The sequence below is a fragment of the Herbaspirillum sp. NPDC087042 genome (assembly GCF_044745245.1).
GTDB lineage: Bacteria > Pseudomonadota > Gammaproteobacteria > Burkholderiales > Burkholderiaceae_D > Herbaspirillum.
On the sequence record NZ_JBIUZW010000012.1, the window covers coordinates 1 to 17,254 of the forward strand.

Annotated in this window: 14 protein-coding genes; 5 read left to right on the plus strand and 9 right to left on the minus strand. The window is 61.7% G+C overall.

The window, feature by feature from the left end; genetic code table 11:
- The 8 genes from ACIPHN_RS16550 to ACIPHN_RS16585 form a co-directional block, all read right to left on the minus strand.
- A partial coding sequence (locus ACIPHN_RS16550) for a 2-oxoglutarate dehydrogenase E1 component (protein ID WP_400437818.1) occupies nucleotides 1–2,714 on the minus strand: 2,714 nt, incomplete at its 3' end.
- A gap of 372 nt (nucleotides 2,715–3,086) precedes the next feature.
- Nucleotides 3,087–4,388, minus strand: coding sequence for a citrate synthase (gltA, locus tag ACIPHN_RS16555; protein ID WP_400437819.1), 1,302 nt, complete (start codon nucleotides 4,386–4,388; stop codon nucleotides 3,087–3,089).
- A gap of 150 nt (nucleotides 4,389–4,538) precedes the next feature.
- A complete protein-coding gene (locus ACIPHN_RS16560) occupies nucleotides 4,539–4,820 on the minus strand; it encodes a succinate dehydrogenase assembly factor 2 (RefSeq protein WP_400437820.1) in 282 nt (93 codons plus the stop codon).
- Nucleotides 4,821–4,951: 131 nt separating this feature from the next.
- Complete coding sequence (locus ACIPHN_RS16565; RefSeq protein WP_180668336.1) at nucleotides 4,952–5,662, minus strand: succinate dehydrogenase iron-sulfur subunit; 711 nt, start codon at nucleotides 5,660–5,662, stop codon at nucleotides 4,952–4,954.
- A gap of 11 nt (nucleotides 5,663–5,673) precedes the next feature.
- A complete protein-coding gene (gene sdhA, locus ACIPHN_RS16570) occupies nucleotides 5,674–7,452 on the minus strand; it encodes a succinate dehydrogenase flavoprotein subunit (protein ID WP_400437821.1) in 1,779 nt (592 codons plus the stop codon).
- Between the two features lie 2 nt (nucleotides 7,453–7,454).
- The gene (gene sdhD, locus ACIPHN_RS16575) at nucleotides 7,455–7,820 is read right to left on the minus strand and encodes a succinate dehydrogenase, hydrophobic membrane anchor protein (RefSeq protein ID WP_400437822.1); all 366 of its coding nucleotides are present in this window, start codon (nucleotides 7,818–7,820) and stop codon (nucleotides 7,455–7,457) included.
- 2 nt (nucleotides 7,821–7,822) lie between these two features.
- On the minus strand, nucleotides 7,823–8,233 hold the full coding sequence (gene sdhC / locus ACIPHN_RS16580; RefSeq protein ID WP_400437823.1) for a succinate dehydrogenase, cytochrome b556 subunit: 411 nt from the start codon (nucleotides 8,231–8,233) through the stop codon (nucleotides 7,823–7,825).
- A 154-nt stretch (nucleotides 8,234–8,387) separates the two neighbouring features.
- Nucleotides 8,388–9,173 carry a GntR family transcriptional regulator gene (locus tag ACIPHN_RS16585; protein ID WP_400437824.1) on the minus strand — a complete coding sequence of 262 codons (786 nt, stop codon included), beginning with the start codon at nucleotides 9,171–9,173 and terminating at the stop codon, nucleotides 8,388–8,390.
- A gap of 463 nt (nucleotides 9,174–9,636) precedes the next feature.
- Here ACIPHN_RS16585 and ACIPHN_RS16590 point away from each other — a divergent pair, with 463 nt between their 5' ends.
- From ACIPHN_RS16590 to ACIPHN_RS16610, 5 genes are all read left to right on the plus strand, one after another.
- Complete coding sequence (locus tag ACIPHN_RS16590; RefSeq protein ID WP_400437825.1) at nucleotides 9,637–10,626, plus strand: malate dehydrogenase; 990 nt, start codon at nucleotides 9,637–9,639, stop codon at nucleotides 10,624–10,626.
- Between the two features lie 101 nt (nucleotides 10,627–10,727).
- Nucleotides 10,728–11,729 carry an HpcH/HpaI aldolase/citrate lyase family protein gene (locus tag ACIPHN_RS16595; RefSeq protein ID WP_400437826.1) on the plus strand — a complete coding sequence of 334 codons (1,002 nt, stop codon included), beginning with the start codon at nucleotides 10,728–10,730 and terminating at the stop codon, nucleotides 11,727–11,729.
- A 19-nt stretch (nucleotides 11,730–11,748) separates the two neighbouring features.
- Nucleotides 11,749–12,285: a hypothetical protein gene (locus tag ACIPHN_RS16600; RefSeq protein WP_400437827.1), complete on the plus strand. Its 537-nt coding sequence runs from the start codon at nucleotides 11,749–11,751 to the stop codon at nucleotides 12,283–12,285.
- Between the two features lie 130 nt (nucleotides 12,286–12,415).
- Complete coding sequence (gene acnA, locus ACIPHN_RS16605) at nucleotides 12,416–15,127, plus strand: aconitate hydratase AcnA (RefSeq protein WP_400437828.1); 2,712 nt, start codon at nucleotides 12,416–12,418, stop codon at nucleotides 15,125–15,127.
- 172 nt (nucleotides 15,128–15,299) lie between these two features.
- Complete coding sequence (locus ACIPHN_RS16610) at nucleotides 15,300–16,547, plus strand: DUF2863 family protein (protein ID WP_400437829.1); 1,248 nt, start codon at nucleotides 15,300–15,302, stop codon at nucleotides 16,545–16,547.
- A 185-nt stretch (nucleotides 16,548–16,732) separates the two neighbouring features.
- On the opposite strand, the gene ACIPHN_RS16615 is transcribed toward ACIPHN_RS16610, so the two are convergent.
- A complete protein-coding gene (locus ACIPHN_RS16615) occupies nucleotides 16,733–17,239 on the minus strand; it encodes a chemotaxis protein CheW (protein WP_058896055.1) in 507 nt (168 codons plus the stop codon).
- Between the last annotated feature and the right edge of the window lie 15 nt (nucleotides 17,240–17,254).

A 17,254-nucleotide genomic window follows, 5' to 3' on the forward strand; every position in this document is an offset into this window, starting at 1 on the left:
ACTTCACGGAAGTTGTGTTGGCTGCAGTACCAGGCGCCCTGGTTCAGCGGCTCTTCCTGACACCAGACGAAATCATGCACGTGAGCATACTTCTCCAGCACCGCCTGAACGGCCTGATGCGGGAACGGGTACAACTGCTCGATACGGATGATAGCCACGTCTTTCTGGTCGTTCTTGCGGCGTTGTTCCAGCAGATCGTAATAGACCTTACCGGAGCACATGACCACGCGTTTGACCGCTTTCGGATCCAACTCGTCGATCTCGCCGATAGCCGGCAGGAAGGTGCCGTTAGCCAGCTCTTCCAGAGACGAGGTTGCCAGCGGGTGACGCAGCAGAGATTTCGGCGACATCACCACCAACGGACGGCGCATACCGCGCAGCGCCTGACGACGCAGCATATGGTAGACCTGTGCCGGAGTGGACGGGATGCACACCTGCATGTTCTGCTCAGCACACAGCTGCAGGTAACGTTCCAGACGCGCAGAAGAGTGCTCCGGACCCTGGCCTTCGTAACCGTGCGGCAGCAGCATGGTCAGACCACACAGACGTTGCCACTTGGTTTCGCCGCTGGTGATGAACTGGTCCATGACGACCTGGGCACCGTTGGCGAAGTCGCCGAACTGGGCTTCCCAGATGGTCAGGGTGTTCGGCTCGGCGGTCGAGTAGCCGTATTCGAAGGCCAGCACGGCTTCTTCGGAGAGCACCGAGTCGATCACCGTGAAGGTGGACTGGTTTTCAGCCACGTTCTGCAGCGGGATATAGGTACCGGCATCCCAACGCTCGCGGTTCTGGTCGTGCAGCACCGAGTGGCGGTGGGTGAAGGTGCCACGGCCGGCATCCTGACCGGTCAGGCGCACGGCATAGCCGGAGGACACCAGGCTGGCGTAGGCCAGGTGTTCACCCATGCCCCAGTCCAGGTTGATGTCGCCACGACCCATGGCGGCGCGGTCGTTCAAGACCTTCTCGACCAGCGAGTGCACCTTGAAGCCTTCCGGCACGGTGGTGATCTTGGTGGCCAGGCGCTTCAGTTCAGCCATCGGCACGGCGGTCTCGGCGGCGTCGGTCCACTTGCGGTTCAGGAACGGCAGCCAGTCGACGGCGTACTTGCTCTTGAAGTTGGTCAGCACCGGATCGATGGCGTGCTTGCCAGCGTCCATGGCGGCGCGGTAGGCCTTGACCAGCTCTTCGCCACCGTCGGTGGCGATGGTCTTCTGGGCCGACAGCTTGTCCGCGTACAGCTTGCGGGTACCGGGGTGCTGGGCGATCTTCTTGTACATCAGCGGCTGGGTCAGAGCAGGCGTATCTTGCTCGTTGTGGCCCAGCTTGCGGAAGCAGATGATGTCGACCACGATGTCCTTCTTGAACTTCATGCGGTAGTCGACAGCGATCTGGGTGGCGAACACGACAGCTTCCGGATCATCGCCGTTGACGTGCAGCACCGGGGCTTCGATCATCTTGACCACGTCCGAGCAGTACAGGGTCGAACGGGAGTCGCGCGGATCGGAAGTGGTGAAGCCGATCTGGTTGTTGATGACGATGTGGACGGTACCACCGGTGCCGTAGCCACGGGTCTGGGCCAGGTTCAGGGTTTCCATCACCACGCCTTGACCGGCGAAGGCGGCATCACCGTGCACCAGGATCGGCAGCACTTGCGAACCATCCTTGTCGCCGCGGCGATCCATACGGGCCTTGACCGAACCTTCGACCACCGGGTTGACGATTTCCAGGTGGGAAGGGTTGAAGGCCAGCGACAGGTGGACCGGGCCGCCAGGGGTGGAGACGTCCGAGGAGAAGCCCTGGTGGTACTTAACGTCGCCGGCCGGCAGGTCGTCGGCGTGACGGCCTTCGAACTCGGAGAACAGTTCCTGCGGGGTCTTGCCCAGGATGTTGACCAGCACGTTCAGACGACCACGGTGGGCCATGCCGATGACGATTTCCTGCACACCCTTTTCACCGGCGCGCTGGATGGTTTCATCCAGGGAGGCGATGAAGGATTCGCCGCCTTCCAGCGAGAAGCGCTTCTGGCCGACGTACTTGGTGTGGAGGTAGCGCTCCAGGCCTTCGGCTGCGGTCAGGCGCTCCAGGATGTGCTTCTTCTTGTCGGAGGAGAAGCTGGGCACGGCACGGGTCGGCTCGAGACGCTCTTCCAGCCAGCGCACTTCGGCCATGTCCGAAATGTAGGTGAACTCGGCACCGATGGAGCGCGTGTAAGTGTCGCGCAGCATCTGCAGCAGATCGCGCAGCGATGCGGTTTCCGGGCCGAAGTAGGTATTGTTGATGTTGAAGACGATATCCAGGTCGGCATCGGTGAAGCCGTAGAAGGAGGGATCGAGTTCGGGGATGTTGGGGCGTTCCTGGCGTTGCAGCGGGTCCAGGTTGGCGAAGCGGGAACCGAGGTCACGGTAGCCGGCGATCAGCTGGGTCACCGCAACACGCTTGCGGCCCATGTCGGAGTCGGCGGAGGCGATGACGGTGCGGATCGGGCCTTGCTTGGCGCGCTCGGCGAAGGAAGCAATCACCGGTGCGTGGGCAACGTCGGGGCGGTTCGAGCCATCGGTGGCGGGCACGTGTTGCACCGCATCGAAATAAGCACGCCAGTTTTCGGGGACAGAGCCGGGATTGTTCAGATAGGCTTCGTACAATTCCTCGATGTACGGAGCATTCCCACCGAAGAGGTAGGAGTTGATGTTGTATTGCTCGTAGAGCTTTGTCATTTGCTCACCTTTCTTCGCGTTTCGCGAGATTAGCGGGTTTCTACACCTTCCGCGACACGGCCTGACCGGTTAGCGGATTGCATCAAGTTGTGGGGAAGGACCTTGTCTACCTGAACTTCTGTACGTCATCCAGTCAGCGCTCCGGAATTATATATCCGAATATCAAATAAAAAAGCGAATCCTTGGGGATTCGCTTTTTTATTTGAAACCAGATGCGACGGGCGTTTCCAACTGCCAACGCCGGTCCGCAAAGCCTTGTCACAGCGCCGCTCAAGCCTCTTCCGGAGAATCCCGGAAGACGGGAAGAACAAGCCTTTCAACACACCGACCGTTGCCCATTCAACAACTCGAACGGGCAAGCGGCCGAGTTCATCAACGCTTGTCGATGGGCGGGACGTCGCGACGCGGCGAGCCCACGAACAGCTGGCGGGGACGGCCGATCTTTTGTTCCGGATCCGAGATCATTTCGTTCCACTGGGCAATCCAGCCGATGGTACGGGCCATGGCGAAGATGCAGGTGAACATCGAGGTCGGGATACCCAGGGCGCGCTGCACGATGCCCGAGTAGAAGTCGACGTTCGGGTACAGCTTGCGGGAAACGAAGTAGTCGTCTTCCAGGGCGATCTTTTCCAGCTCCATGGCCAGCTTGAACAGCGGGTCGTCGTGCAGGCCCAGTTCGTTCAGGACTTCGTAGCAGGTTTCGCGCATCAGCTTGGCACGCGGGTCGTAGTTCTTGTAGACGCGGTGACCGAAGCCCATCAGCTTCACGCCGGAGTTCTTGTCCTTCACTTGCTTGATGAACTCAGGGATATTCTCGACCGAACCGATCTCTTCCAGCATGGTCAGTGCAGCTTCGTTGGCACCACCGTGGGCAGGACCCCACAGGCAGGCGATACCGGCGGCGATACATGCGAACGGGTTGGCGCCCGAGGAGCCAGCCAGACGCACGGTCGAGGTCGAGGCGTTCTGTTCGTGGTCGGCGTGCAGGATCAGGATGCGGTCCAGCGCGCGCACCAGGACTTCATTGACCTTGTACTCTTCGCACGGGTTGGCGAACATCATGCGCATGAAGTTGGCCGTGTAGGACAGGTCGTTGCGCGGATACACGAACGGCTGGCCGATGCTGTACTTGTAGGCCATGGCCACCAGGGTCGGCAGCTTGGCGATCATGCGGATGGCCGACACTTCGCGGTGGTTGGCGTTGGAGATGTCCAGCGAGTCGTGGTAGAAGGCCGACAGTGCGCCCACCGAACCAGTCAGCACCGCCATCGGGTGCGCGTCACGGCGGAAGCCACGGAAGAAGAAGTTCATCTGCTCGTGCACCATGGTGTGCTGGGTCACGGTGTTGACGAATTCGGTCTTCTGGGCGGCGTTGGGCAGCTCACCGTGCAGCAGCAGGTAGCAGGATTCCAGGAAGTCGCAGTTCACCGCCAGCTGCTCGATCGGATAGCCGCGGTACAGCAGCTCGCCCTTGTCGCCATCGATGTAGGTGATGGAGGAGTTGCAGGACGCGGTCGACATGAAGCCCGGGTCGTAGGTGAACTTGCCGGTGGCGCCGTAGAGCTTGCGGATATCGATCACATCAGGACCGATGCTGCCCTTGTAGATAGGAAAATCTACGGACGGAGACCCGTCGGAGAACGACAGGGTAGCTTTGATATCGGTGTTGGACATAGCTTTTCCTTTTTGCGGGGAGGGTGAAACCGTTAATCAAAAGCGCGACCGCGACGAACCAGGCGACGACCAATCCATGGACGTCGGGTGGCGAGACAAAACAGGCCGCGATCGAGCAGAATCCGTCTGGCTTGTGGCCAGGCGCAAAAATCAGGCAGTACGCAGTTTCTTCAGCAACGCATGCACTTGGGGCAGGTCAACCGCCGCCTCCGGCTCCTTGCGAGCCAGCAGCAAGTCCATCAGGTCGTTGTCGGTCAGATCCATCAGGCGCGAGAAGGCATCGACCTCGTCGTCGCTCATCCCGGCCTCATTGGCATCGAGATAGCGCGTCAAGATCAGATCGTTCTCCAGCAACCCGCGGCGGGCACGCCAGCGCAGTCGCGCGCGTTTGGCCGGATCATCCTGGTGACGTTCAGTCGTGAACTCGCTCATTTCTTGTATCTCTTCATTTCACTTGCAACCGGACCCGATCTGACCGGGCCGGCCACGGGGAGCGCCACCACCCTGCTCCCCGCTGCGGCCCGCCGGATGGCGGGCCTGGCTGGCACATAAGCCGATAAGGCTTATACCGAACGACGGACCATCAGTTCCTTGATCTTGCCGATGGCCTTGTTGGGGTTCAGACCCTTGGGGCAGACATCGACGCAGTTCATGATCGAACGGCAGCGGAACAGGCGGTACGGATCTTCCAGGTTGTCCAGGCGCGCACCGGTGGCTTCGTCGCGGCTGTCGGCGATGAAGCGGTAGGCTTGCAGCAGGCCGGCAGGACCGACGAACTTGTCCGGATTCCACCAGAACGACGGGCAGGACGTCGAGCAGCAGGCGCACAGGATGCACTCGTAGACGCCGTCCAGCTCTTCACGCTGCTCGGGCGACTGCAGGCGCTCCTTCTCGGGCGGGATGCTGTCGTTGATCAGGTAAGGCTTGATCGAATCGTACTGCTTGAAGAAGTTGGTCATGTCCACGATCAGGTCGCGGATCACCGGCAGGCCAGGCAGCGGCTTCAGGACGATGGGTTCGCTCAGCTCGTTGAGGTTGGTGATGCAGGCCAGACCGTTCTTGCCGTTGATGTTCATGGCGTCGGAACCGCACACGCCTTCGCGGCAGGAGCGGCGCAGCGCCAGGGAATCGTCCACGTCGGACTTGATGCGTTGCAGGGCGTCCAGCAGCATCTTGTCGGTCGGCTTCAGTTCCACCGTCAGGTCTTGCATGTACGGCTTGTCGTCCTTGTCCGGATCGTAACGATAAATCTTGAATTTCAGGGTGCGAGTCATGTTGCGACCTCTTAGAAAGTACGTGCTTTAGGTTTGAAGGTCTCGACGGTCAGCGGCTGCATGTTGACCGGCTTGTAGTCGAGACGATTCCCCTCGGAGAACCACAGCGTGTGCTTGAGCCAGTTCACGTCGTCGCGCTGCTCGTGGTCGCTTTGCGCGTGGGCGCCGCGCGATTCCTTGCGCGCTTCGGCCGAGGTGATGGTGGCCTTGGCGGTTTCGATCAGGTTGTCCAGCTCCAGCGCTTCCACGCGGGCGGTGTTGAAGACCTTGGACTTGTCCTTGAAGGAGACGTGCTTGCGACGCTCGTCCAGCTCCATGATCTTTTCGTAGCCTTCCTTCAACAGGGCATCGGTACGGAACACGCCGCAGTACTTCTGCATGGTGGCGCGGATGTCGTTGGCGACGTCCTGCACGCGCTCGGAACCGGTGCTGTTTTCCAGATGGGCGATGCGTTCCAGCGAGCGGTCCAGGGCGCCGGCCGGGATGGGCTTGTGGCTCTGGTCCTGCAGGCGGCTGTTGACGATGTGGTTACCGGCAGCGCGGCCGAAGACCACCAGATCCAGCAGCGAGTTGGTGCCCAGGCGGTTGGCGCCGTGCACCGACACGCAGGCGCATTCGCCGATGGCGTACATGCCCTGCACCACTTCCTTCATCGAACCGCCCTTGGGCGCGACCACCTGGCCATTGATGTTGGTGGGGATACCACCCATCTGGTAGTGGATGGTCGGCACGACAGGAATCGGTTCCTTGGTCGCATCGACGTTGGCGAACTTGTGGGCGATTTCCAGGATCGAGGGCAGACGCTTCTTGATGGTGTCGGCACCGATGTGACGCAGGTCCAGCAGGACGTGGTCCTTGTGCTGGCCAACGCCGCGGCCTTCCTTGATTTCCTGGTCCATCGAACGCGACACGAAGTCACGCGGGGCCAGATCCTTCAGGGTCGGCGCATAGCGCTCCATGAAGCGTTCGCCGTTGCTGTTGATCAGGATGCCGCCTTCACCGCGCACACCTTCGGTGATCAGCACGCCCGCGCCGGCCACGCCGGTCGGGTGGAACTGCCAGAATTCCATATCCTGCAGCGGCAGGCCGGCGCGTGCCGCCATGCCCATGCCGTCGCCGGTGTTGATGAAGGCGTTGGTCGATGCGGCCCAGATACGACCTGCACCGCCGGTGGCGAACAGGGTGGTCTTGGCGTGCAGCATCATGATTTCGCCGGTTTCCATTTCCAGCGCGATCACGCCGAGGACATCGCCCTCTTCGTTGCGGATCACGTCCAGCGCCATCCACTCGACGAAGAAGTGGGTCTTGGCGCGCACGTTGCGCTGGTACAGGGTGTGCAGCAGTGCGTGACCGGTACGGTCGGCAGCGGCACAGGCGCGCTGGACCGGCTTTTCGCCCAGGTTGGCGGTGTGGCCGCCGAACGGACGCTGGTAGATGGTGCCATCCGGGTTGCGGTCGAAGGGCATGCCGAAGTGTTCCAGCTCGTAGACGGCCTTCGGTGCTTCACGGCACATGAATTCGATGGCGTCCTGGTCACCCAGGTAGTCCGAACCCTTGACGGTGTCGAACATGTGCCAGTACCAGTTGTCTTCCGACATGTTGCCCAGCGAAGCGCCGATGCCGCCCTGGGCAGCCACGGTGTGCGAGCGGGTCGGGAAGACCTTGGACAGGACAGCGACGTTCAGGCCGGCTTCGGCCAGTTGCAGCGAGGCGCGCATGCCGGAGCCACCGGCGCCGACGATGACCGCGTCAAAGCGGCGGGTAGTGATGGCGGATTTGATTGCAGCCACGATTAGTTTCTCCAGAGAATCTGCGCAGCATAGCCAGCGCAACCGATCAGCCACAGGATGGCGGCAACTTGCAGGACCAGGCGCACGCCGACCGGCTTGACGTAGTCCATGAGCGCGTCACGCACGCCGATCCAGGCGTGGAAGAACAGCGCCATGAACACCGCGAAGGTGGCGACCTTGAACCATTGATGCGAGAACAGCGCCGCCCAGCCCTGGTAGCTGAAGTTGGTCGACGTGAAGAAGCACACCAGCAGGATGACGGTGTAGACCGCCATCACGACGGCGGTGGCGCGTTGCGCCAGCCAGTCACGCAGGCCATAGTGGGCGCCGACGACCAGGCGCTTGGGTCCGATATTGTTATCAGCCATTTTTAGAATGCTCCGAACAGTTTCAATGCGACCAGGACCATCAGCGTGATGCTGACCACCAGGACAGTTGCCGAGGACTTGCGCGCGCTGTCCTTGTCCAGACCGATGTGGTTATCCATGATCAGGTGGCGGATGCCGGCGCAGAAGTGATGCAGGTATGCCCAGGACAGGGCCAGGATGACCAGCTTGACACACCAGCCCGAGGTGAAGCCCTTGAGGTAGTCGAAGGTGCCTTCCGAGAGCAGGCTGCTGTCCAGCAGGAACAGCACGAAGGGCAGCATCAGGAACAGGAACAGACCGCTGATGCGGTGCATGATCGAGACCAGAGCGGCCAGGGGCATGCGATAGCCAGCAATTTGGGTTAGGTGTATGTTACGGAATTGCGGCCGTGGTGGTTTAGCGGCTTCAGACATACAAGGTTCTCCTCAGATTAAAACAATCCTGCAATTTTCGCCGATTTTCTAAATCACCATCAACAATTATTGCGCTTCGCAGCATGCCAAAAAGGCTTGACAGCACCCCTCCCCGCTGCAGGACCATGGTCCGCGCAGCACTCCGGCAGGACCGTCAGCTCAACTCGCTCTGATAATGATGATTCGTCGTCAGGTACAGCCCGCGCCGCATTTCCACCGGCTTGTCGCCGTAGGTGAATGAAGCCCGCTCCACACTGAGCAACGGCGTTTGGGGCAACACGCCCAGAAACTCTGCCGCATCCGGATCCGCCCCGACGGCGCGGATGCGCTCTTCGGCACGGATCATGCGCGTACCGAATTCCGACTCGAACAGGCCGTACAGCGGCCCACGGTATTCCACCAGGCGCTCGGCCGTCAGCCCCTTGAAGATGGCGCCAGGCAGCCAGATGTCTTCGAGGATGATGGGAGTGCCATTGAATGATTTTACCCGCCGGATGAAAATGACGGAGTCGCCGGACTTCATGTCCAGCTGACGGGCCACTTCGGCGGATGCGCGTACGCGCTTGACTTCGACGATCTTGTTCTCGGGACGCTGCGGCTCGTCGCTATCGGCCATCAGCCGCAGGAAGCGGAATTGCGCCTGGGTCTCATGATGGGTGGCAACGAAGGTACCCTTGCCCTGGCGGCGCACCACCAGGTTCTCGGCCGCCAGCTCGTCGATGGCCTTGCGCACCGTCCCCTGGCTGACCTTGAAGCGGCCGCCCAGCTCGACCTCGCTGGGGATGAGCTCACCGGGTTTCCACTCACCGGCTTCCAGGCGCTGCATGATGAGCGCCTTGATCTGCTGGTACAACGGACTGAAAGTGGGCGCCGGACTGGCAACACCCGCCCCCGCGGCTTGCGCGTCAGCGTTGTTCGAATTAGGCAGGATCGAGCTCATAACCCCGAATTTCAACACATAAACCCTACGCCCGTCCAGCAAAAACTAGGCAATAATATGTCTTATATAAGACATAAGATATTGATTGACAGCAGTCTTTCGCAGGCCTACACTCGCGAGCAAGCTGAAGACCCCCAACGCAGGCAGCAAGCGAATTTCCGAGCAGCAGACGATAACGAGAATCGATCTCATCAAGGTGCTCCGAAACCGGTGTTTTCATGTAACCAGCACACAAGTTTGACAGGTTTTTGATTTGTCCACAGACGCCCGGGTGAAAGCAATGACGCACTGCGCTTTCGACGGTATCATGGCGGCCTAACAAGAATTCGAGGAAGTCGCGCATTTACTTGCGCAAACCAGAAGCAACCGCAGACGGCCCTGCCGCGCTCACCGCGACGCGACCGCAACGTGCGCTTCGATGCAGTCGGAATGCTTTTTTTCATCACCTCTTTTGGAGATTCACATGGCTAAAGCCCCCAAGCGTGTTGCCGTCACCGGCGCCGCCGGTCAGATCGGTTACTCCCTGCTCTTCCGCATCGCCAATGGCGACCTGCTCGGCAAAGACCAGCCGGTCATCCTGCAACTGCTGGAAATCCCCGATGAGAAGGCACAAAAGGCGCTCAAGGGCGTCATCATGGAAATCGATGACTGTGCCTTCCCCCTGCTGGCTGGCGTGACCGCCCACAGCGATCCGATGACCGCCTTCAAGGACGCCGACGTGGCCCTGCTGGTGGGTGCCCGTCCCCGTGGCCCCGGCATGGAACGCAAGGACCTGCTGGAAGCCAACGCCCAGATCTTCACCGTGCAGGGCAAGGCGCTGGACGCCGTCGCTTCGCGTGACGTGAAGGTCCTGGTGGTCGGCAACCCGGCCAACACCAATGCCTACATCGCCATGAAGTCGGCGCCGAACCTGCCGGCCAAGAACTTCACCGCCATGCTGCGCCTGGACCACAACCGCGCCCTGTCGCAAGTGGCTGCCAAGATCGGCAAGCCGGTTTCGGCCATCGAAAAGCTGTGCGTGTGGGGCAACCACTCGCCGACCATGTACGCCGACTACCGCTTCGCGACTGCCGATGGCGCCTCCGTCAAGGACGCCATCAACGACCAGGAATGGAACAAGAACGTGTTCCTGCCCACCGTCGGCAAGCGCGGCGCCGCCATCATCGAAGCCCGTGGCCTGTCCTCGGCAGCCTCGGCCGCCAATGCCGCCATCGACCACGTGCGTGACTGGGTCCTGGGCACCAACGGCAAGTGGACCACCATGGGCATCCCCTCGGATGGTTCCTATGGCATCCCCGAAGGCACCATGTTCGGCTTCCCGGTGACCACCGAGAACGGCGAGTACAAGATCGTCCAGGGTCTGGAGATCGATGAGTTCTCGCAAGAGCGCATCAACATCACTCTGAAGGAGCTGATGGAAGAGCGCGAAGGCGTCAAGCACCTGGTCGGCTAATCGACCCACGGCACGGCGGCAGGCAACTGCCGCCGTGCCGTATCCACAGATCTAGCACGTTGACCGTCACGACCAACTTTCACCGAACACACTCAGCAGCAATGCATCCCTCCCAGGTCTTGTTCCCAGGTGCCCAGCAACCGGTTTCGCTTCCGGTGTGCGATCACTACGCCGGCTCCGAGAAGCTGATGCGCAAGTCGATGGCCCTGCAACAGGAGCTCGGTGCGCTGTTCGATATCACCTTCGACTGCGAAGACGGCGCTGCCGCCGGCAATGAAGCCGCGCACGCCGAACTGGTCGCAGCACTGATCGCCGGCCCCGACAATGGCCACCGCCGCATTGGCGCGCGCGTGCACGACGTCGGCAGCCCTTATTTCGAGCAGGATGTCGCCCTCATCTGCGGCGGTGCCGCCCGTGAGCTGGCCTTCCTGATGTTGCCCAAGCCCGAAGGCCTGGCCGATGTGCAGCGCGCACTGGCATCAATCAGCCGCGCCAGCCAGGCCGCCGGCCGCGCCGACCTGCCGGTGCATGTACTGATCGAGACCCACGGCGCCCTGGCCGATGCCTGGAAGATCGCCGCGCTGCCGCAGGTGCAGTCGCTCTCGTTCGGGGTCATGGATTTCGTCTCCGCGCACTACGGAGCCATTCCCGGTAGCGCCATGCGCTCCCCCGGACAGTTCGACCACCCGCTGGTACGTCGCGCCAAGCTGGAAATTGCCGCCGCCTGCCACGCGCACGGCAAGGTGCCGTCACATAACGTGACCACCGACATCAAGAATCCCGCCGCCGTGGCCGCCGATGCAGGCCGCGCGGCACAGGAATTTGGCTATACCCGGATGTGGAGCATCCACCCGGACCAGATCCGCCCGATCGTGCAGGCCATGTCGCCTTCCACCGAGGAGGCCGAGCTGGCGGCACAGATCTTGCTCAAGGCGCAATCGGTGCAATGGGGCCCGATCCAGCATCTGGGCAACCTGCACGATCGTGCAAGCTATCGCTATTACTGGAGTATCCTGCAACGCGCGCATGCCACCGGTGTGGAATTGCCACCGCCGGCAGCCGACTGGTTCGCCGCAGGCGCCTCCCTCTCAACCAAGCCGTAAAGACCGACCCGATATCGTTATGAAAAAGCACTTGACCCTGATCGCCCTGCTGGGCGCCCTGTTCGCCACCGCCGGGATTGCCCAGGCACAGAACAGCACCGACACCAAGACGACCGCCAAGAAGAAGGTGACCAAGAAGGTGCCGGCCAAGAAGGCCGCCGCTGCTGCTGCCGCTGCCCCGGCCGCCAAGATGCCCTTCTCGTCGGATGCCGAGGATGATGACAGCGAACCCGAACTGGGCGGCACGCTGTCGGCCGACTACCAGTGCGAACTGGGCAACAAGCTGACCATCTGGAAGAACGAGTCCGACGACAAGCACATCGCCATCCGCTGGAACAAGCGTATCCACCGCCTCACCCGCGTGGACACCACCACCGGCGCCAACCGCTTCGAGAACCACAAGATGGGCCTGGTCTGGATCGGTATCCCGGCCAAGGGCCTGTTGCTGGACTCCAAGAAAGGCCAGCAGCTGGCCAACGAATGCAAGAACGCCGATCAACTGAAGGCCGCCGCGACAGCGGGTGCGCCGGCGGTTGCCGCGGCACAGCAGAACTGATCCGGGAAAGCAGCATTCCCGGTGCAGAACGCAAGACAGAATCAGGCAGCACCACGCAGTTCACCATTGCAGCGCAAACCGGATTCGACTAGCTAACACCACTAAATTGCCAATTTAAGGAGAAGAGGCCATGTCTCGCAACACATTGAACACCCTAAAGGAATTCAAGATTTCCGGTTCCAAGAAGGGCAAGTTCTACTCCCTGCCCGCCCTGCAAAAATCGCTGGGCGTGAATATCTCCCGTCTGCCGGTGTCCATCCGCGTCGTGCTGGAATCGGTGCTGCGTAACTGCGATGGCCAGAAGGTCACCGAAGAACACGTCAAGCAACTGGCCAACTGGGGCGCCAAGGCTGCCCGCGTGGATGAGATCCCCTTCGTGGTCGCCCGCGTGGTGCTGCAGGACTTCACCGGCGTGCCGCTGCTGGCCGACCTGGCCGCCATGCGCAACGTCGCAAGCAAGCTGGGCAAGAACCCCAAGAACATCGAACCGCTGGTCCCCGTGGACCTGGTGGTTGACCACTCGGTGCAGATCGACCACTTCCGCGAGAAGAAGGCACTGGACCTGAACATGAAGCTGGAATTCTCGCGCAACAACGAGCGTTACCAGTTCATGAAGTGGGGCATGCAAGCCTTCGATACCTTCGGTGTGGTGCCCCCGGGCTTCGGCATCGTCCACCAGGTCAACCTGGAATACCTGGCACGTGGCGTGCACAACAAGACCGGTGTCTACTACCCTGACACCCTGGTCGGTACCGACTCCCACACCACCATGATCAACGGCATCGGCGTGGTCGGCTGGGGCGTGGGCGGCATCGAAGCCGAAGCCGGCATGCTGGGCCAGCCGGTCTACTTCCTGACCCCCGACGTGGTCGGCGTGAACCTGACCGGCGCACTGCGCGAAGGCGTCACCGCCACCGACCTGGTGCTGACCATCACCGAACTGCTGCGCCAGACCAAGGTCGTGGGCAAGTTCGTCGAATTCTTCGGCGAAGGCACCCAGTCGCTGTCGCTGACCGACCGCGCCACCATCGCCAACATGGCACCGGAATACGGCGCCACCATGGGCTTCTTCCCGGTTGACGACGCCACCATCGACTACTTCAAGGGCACCGGCCGCACCAAGGCCGAGATCGACGCCTTCGAAGCCTACTTCAAGGCACAGAACCTGTACGGCATCCCCAAGGCTGGCGAGATCGACTACACCCAGGAAGTCTCCCTGGACCTGGGCACCGTGGCCCCGTCCCTGGCTGGCCCGAAGCGTCCGCAAGATCGCATCGAGATCGGCAACGTCAAGTCCACCTTCTCCGACCTGTTCACCAAGCCGGTGGCCGAAAACGGTTTCAACAAGAAGGCTGACGACCTGGGCGCCGCCTACAAGAACGCCGACGGCGTGGACGTGCACAACGGCGACGTGCTGATCGCCGCCATCACCTCCTGCACCAACACCTCCAACCCGAGCGTGCTGCTGGCGGCTGGCCTGCTGGCCAAGAAGGCTGTGGAAGCCGGCCTGAAGGTCGCTCCGCACATCAAGACCTCGCTGGCGCCCGGATCGCGCGTGGTGACCAAGTACCTGGAAGCGGCAGGCCTCCTGCCCTACCTGGAAAAGCTGGGCTTTGGCGTGACGGCCTACGGTTGCACCACTTGCATCGGCAACGCTGGCGACCTGACCCCGGCCATGAACGAAGCCATCGTCAAGAACGACGTGGTGGCGGCCGCCGTGCTGTCGGGCAACCGCAACTTCGAAGCCCGTATCCACCCGAACATCCGCGCCAACTTCCTGGCTTCGCCGCCGCTGGTGGTGGCCTACGCCATCGCCGGCAACGTTACCCGTGACCTGATGACCGAACCGGTCGGCAAGGGCAAGGGTGGCAAGGACATCTTCCTGGGCGACATCTGGCCGACCTCGCAAGAGATCGAAAAGCTGCTGAAGTTCGCCATGAACGCCAAGACCTTCAAGGAAAACTACGCCGACGTGAAGGGCGCTCCTGGCAAGCTGTGGGAAGCCATCAAGGGCGTCGCCAAGGGCGAAGTCTACAACTGGCCGTCCTCGACCTACATCGCCGAGCCGCCGTTCTTCGAGAACTTCTCCGAAGAACCCAAGATCGCATCGGCTGGCATCACCGGCGCACGCGCCCTGGGCGTGTTCGGCGACTCGATCACCACCGACCACATCTCGCCGGCAGGCTCCATCAAGGAATCCAGCCCGGCCGGCAAGTGGCTGCAGGCCAACGGCGTGTTGAAGGCCGACTTCAACTCCTACGGCTCGCGTCGCGGTAACCACGAGATCATGATGCGCGGCACCTTCGCCAACGTGCGTATCAAGAACCTGATGATCCCGGCCAAGCCTGACGGCTCGCGCGTGGAAGGTGGCATCACCCTGCACCAGCCGACCGGTGAAGAAATGTCGATCTACGACGCCGCCATGAAGTACGTCGCAGCTGAAACCCCGACCATGGTCTTCGGTGGCGAAGAGTACGGTACCGGCTCCTCCCGTGACTGGGCTGCCAAGGGCACCCAGCTGCTGGGCGTGAAGGCCGTGATCGCACGTTCCTTCGAGCGTATCCACCGTTCCAACCTGGTTGGCATGGGCGTGCTGCCGCTGCAGTTCAAGGGCAGCGACAGCGTGCAGACGCTGGGCATCGTCGGCGACGAAACCTTCGACCTGAAGGGCCTGGACGGCGAGATCAAGCCGCAACAGGACGCTACCCTGGTGATCCATCGCAAGAACGGCGAAACCAAGGAAGTCAAGGTCCTGCTGCGTATCGATACCCCGATCGAAGTGGACTACTACAAGCATGGCGGCATCCTGCCGTTCGTGCTGCGCCAGCTGCTGGCTGCCTAAGCCAGACAGGATCCCCGCAGCGCCCCCGGGTGCTGCGGCCTGGAGCAAAAAAGAACGCCGGATTCGTCCGGCGTTTTTTTATTGCCTTGCCCCATCACGGCGCGGCTGCGGCAATGACTCCCGGTCCAAATCATCTACAATAGGGAGTTTCGTTTCTCTACAGATTGCCTCCATGCGTCGTCCCGCCAAACGTTCCTCCTCCAAGCTCTCTGTCGACAGCCAGCACCTGGTCACCTTTGCGCAAGCCATCGCGCAGGCCTCCAGCCGGCTCGAAGAACGGGCCTGGCTGAAACCCCTGGACGCCCTGCTCAACAAACTGCTGCGCACCGGCCACCAGACGCTCATCGATGCTGCCCTGGACCACCTGTTCAAGGCCGATCTGGATGCCTATGACGTCCTGATCGAAGCCGTCGAAGCCGGCAGCGAATCGACCACCGTGGAGCACGATGGCCAGGACTACGACGTGCAATTGCTGATCCTGCCGGTGCTGGCCTGGACCCGCTTCTCCATCGCCTCCGGCACCATCGCCGGCGACCTGCACAATGCCATCGCCGCCCACCTGCATGCCCACGTCCTGGCCAAGGACGCCGGCCTGGCGCTGGCGCCGATGCTGTTCTCCATCGAGCAATTGCCGCGCCTGCATACCGACGTCTTCGCGCTGACCCGCCAGATGGGCCAGAGCGCCCTGAAGAAGGGCAGCGTCCAGTTGCGCGGCGACCAGCAGCCTACCGCCGCCTTCCTGGCCGATACCCGCTATGTGATTGCGGCTGTGACCGTGCCGTCGGGCAATGCCCTGTTCCACTGGCAGGAGAGCGAGCAGCAAAGCCACTTCTCGACCAACAAGAGCGCCGCCTTCGATGCCTGGAAGCAGCAGGTCACGCCGCTCTTTGCACGCCTGCTGCCGGGCTGCAATGTCGAACTGCTGCTGCCGCAGGCCTATTACTTCGGCTGCCGCGAAGCCGACAAGCGCATCCGCCCGGCCTCCATCCGCGCGGCCGACTACTTCCTGACGCAAACCCTGGAGATCAACTCCTCCGAGCTGCACGCCAGCATCGGCGGCTTCTCCGAGGATATCAACGGCCAGGTCGACGAATACCGTATCGGCTTTTCCATTGGCGACGACCCCACCGTGGTCTATGGCACGGTCTGGCCGCTGTACGAGCAGGAAAGCGGCGATGAACTGCCCCTGATGCTCCCCACCGGTGCCGGATTGGCCGAGGGCTTGCCCACCAGCCCGCTGCAGCAGATCCTGACGGTGCTGCGGGAATGCGGCATCGTGCACATCAAGCACCACACCGAGCGCTTCACGATGGAGTTCTGCGACGATTGCGGCGCCCCGCTCTTCCCCGACCGCGAAGGCGAACTGGTGCATGCCGAGATGCCGGAAGACACCCCACCGCCGGTCGAGCACTTCCACTGACAGGCCACCAGGCCCGGCCTTGCACCGGGCCCGCCCAAATAAAAAAGGCATCCACCTTCGGGCGGATGCCTTTTTCTCTTCTGTACCGGGCTATGTTGCCCGCTTTTCCTGCTGTGCCGAATGACGACGGGCGCCAGATCCGGACTGCGTCTCCTCCGGATCCTCTTGCTGCAGGCCTGTCCTGATCAGGCTGCCAGCTTTTCGATCAAGCCCATTTCGGCGCTGGACATCAGCTTGTCGATGTCCACCAGGATCAGCATGCGCTGTTCCAGGGTACCCAGGCCGATCAGGTAGTCGGAGTCGAAGGTGGTGCCCATCTCCGGTGCCGGCTTGATCTGTTCCTGGGTCAGGGTGATCACGTCGGACACGCTATCGACCACCATGCCGACCACGCGACCGCCGATGTTGAGGATGATCACGACCGTGAACTGGTCATAGGTCGGCTCGCCCAGCTGGAACTTGATGCGCATGTCGACGATGGGGACGATGATGCCGCGCAGGTTCACGACGCCCTTGATGAAGTCGGGCGAATTGGCGATGCGGGTCACGGCTTCGTAGCCGCGGATTTCCTGAACCTTCAGAATATCGATGCCGTATTCTTCCTTACCCAGGGTGAAGGCAAGAAATTCGTTTCCGTTGCTGTCGGTCTTGTCGCCGAAGCCGGAAAGATTCTTGGATGCAGTGTCAGACATGGTGTGGCCCTTTAA

Coding starts and splice junctions, on each gene's coding strand:
- gltA (WP_400437819.1), bottom strand. CDS start 4,388: ATGTCCAACACCGATATCAAAGCTACCCTGTCGTTCTCCGACGGGTCT.
- ACIPHN_RS16560 (WP_400437820.1), bottom strand. CDS start 4,820: ATGAGCGAGTTCACGACTGAACGTCACCAGGATGATCCGGCCAAACGC.
- ACIPHN_RS16565 (WP_180668336.1), bottom strand. CDS start 5,662: ATGACTCGCACCCTGAAATTCAAGATTTATCGTTACGATCCGGACAAG.
- sdhD (WP_400437822.1), bottom strand. CDS start 7,820: ATGGCTGATAACAATATCGGACCCAAGCGCCTGGTCGTCGGCGCCCAC.
- sdhC (WP_400437823.1), bottom strand. CDS start 8,233: ATGTCTGAAGCCGCTAAACCACCACGGCCGCAATTCCGTAACATACAC.
- ACIPHN_RS16585 (WP_400437824.1), bottom strand. CDS start 9,173: ATGAGCTCGATCCTGCCTAATTCGAACAACGCTGACGCGCAAGCCGCG.
- ACIPHN_RS16590 (WP_400437825.1), top strand. CDS start 9,637: ATGGCTAAAGCCCCCAAGCGTGTTGCCGTCACCGGCGCCGCCGGTCAG.
- ACIPHN_RS16595 (WP_400437826.1), top strand. CDS start 10,728: ATGCATCCCTCCCAGGTCTTGTTCCCAGGTGCCCAGCAACCGGTTTCG.
- ACIPHN_RS16600 (WP_400437827.1), top strand. CDS start 11,749: ATGAAAAAGCACTTGACCCTGATCGCCCTGCTGGGCGCCCTGTTCGCC.
- acnA (WP_400437828.1), top strand. CDS start 12,416: ATGTCTCGCAACACATTGAACACCCTAAAGGAATTCAAGATTTCCGGT.
- ACIPHN_RS16610 (WP_400437829.1), top strand. CDS start 15,300: ATGCGTCGTCCCGCCAAACGTTCCTCCTCCAAGCTCTCTGTCGACAGC.
- ACIPHN_RS16615 (WP_058896055.1), bottom strand. CDS start 17,239: ATGTCTGACACTGCATCCAAGAATCTTTCCGGCTTCGGCGACAAGACC.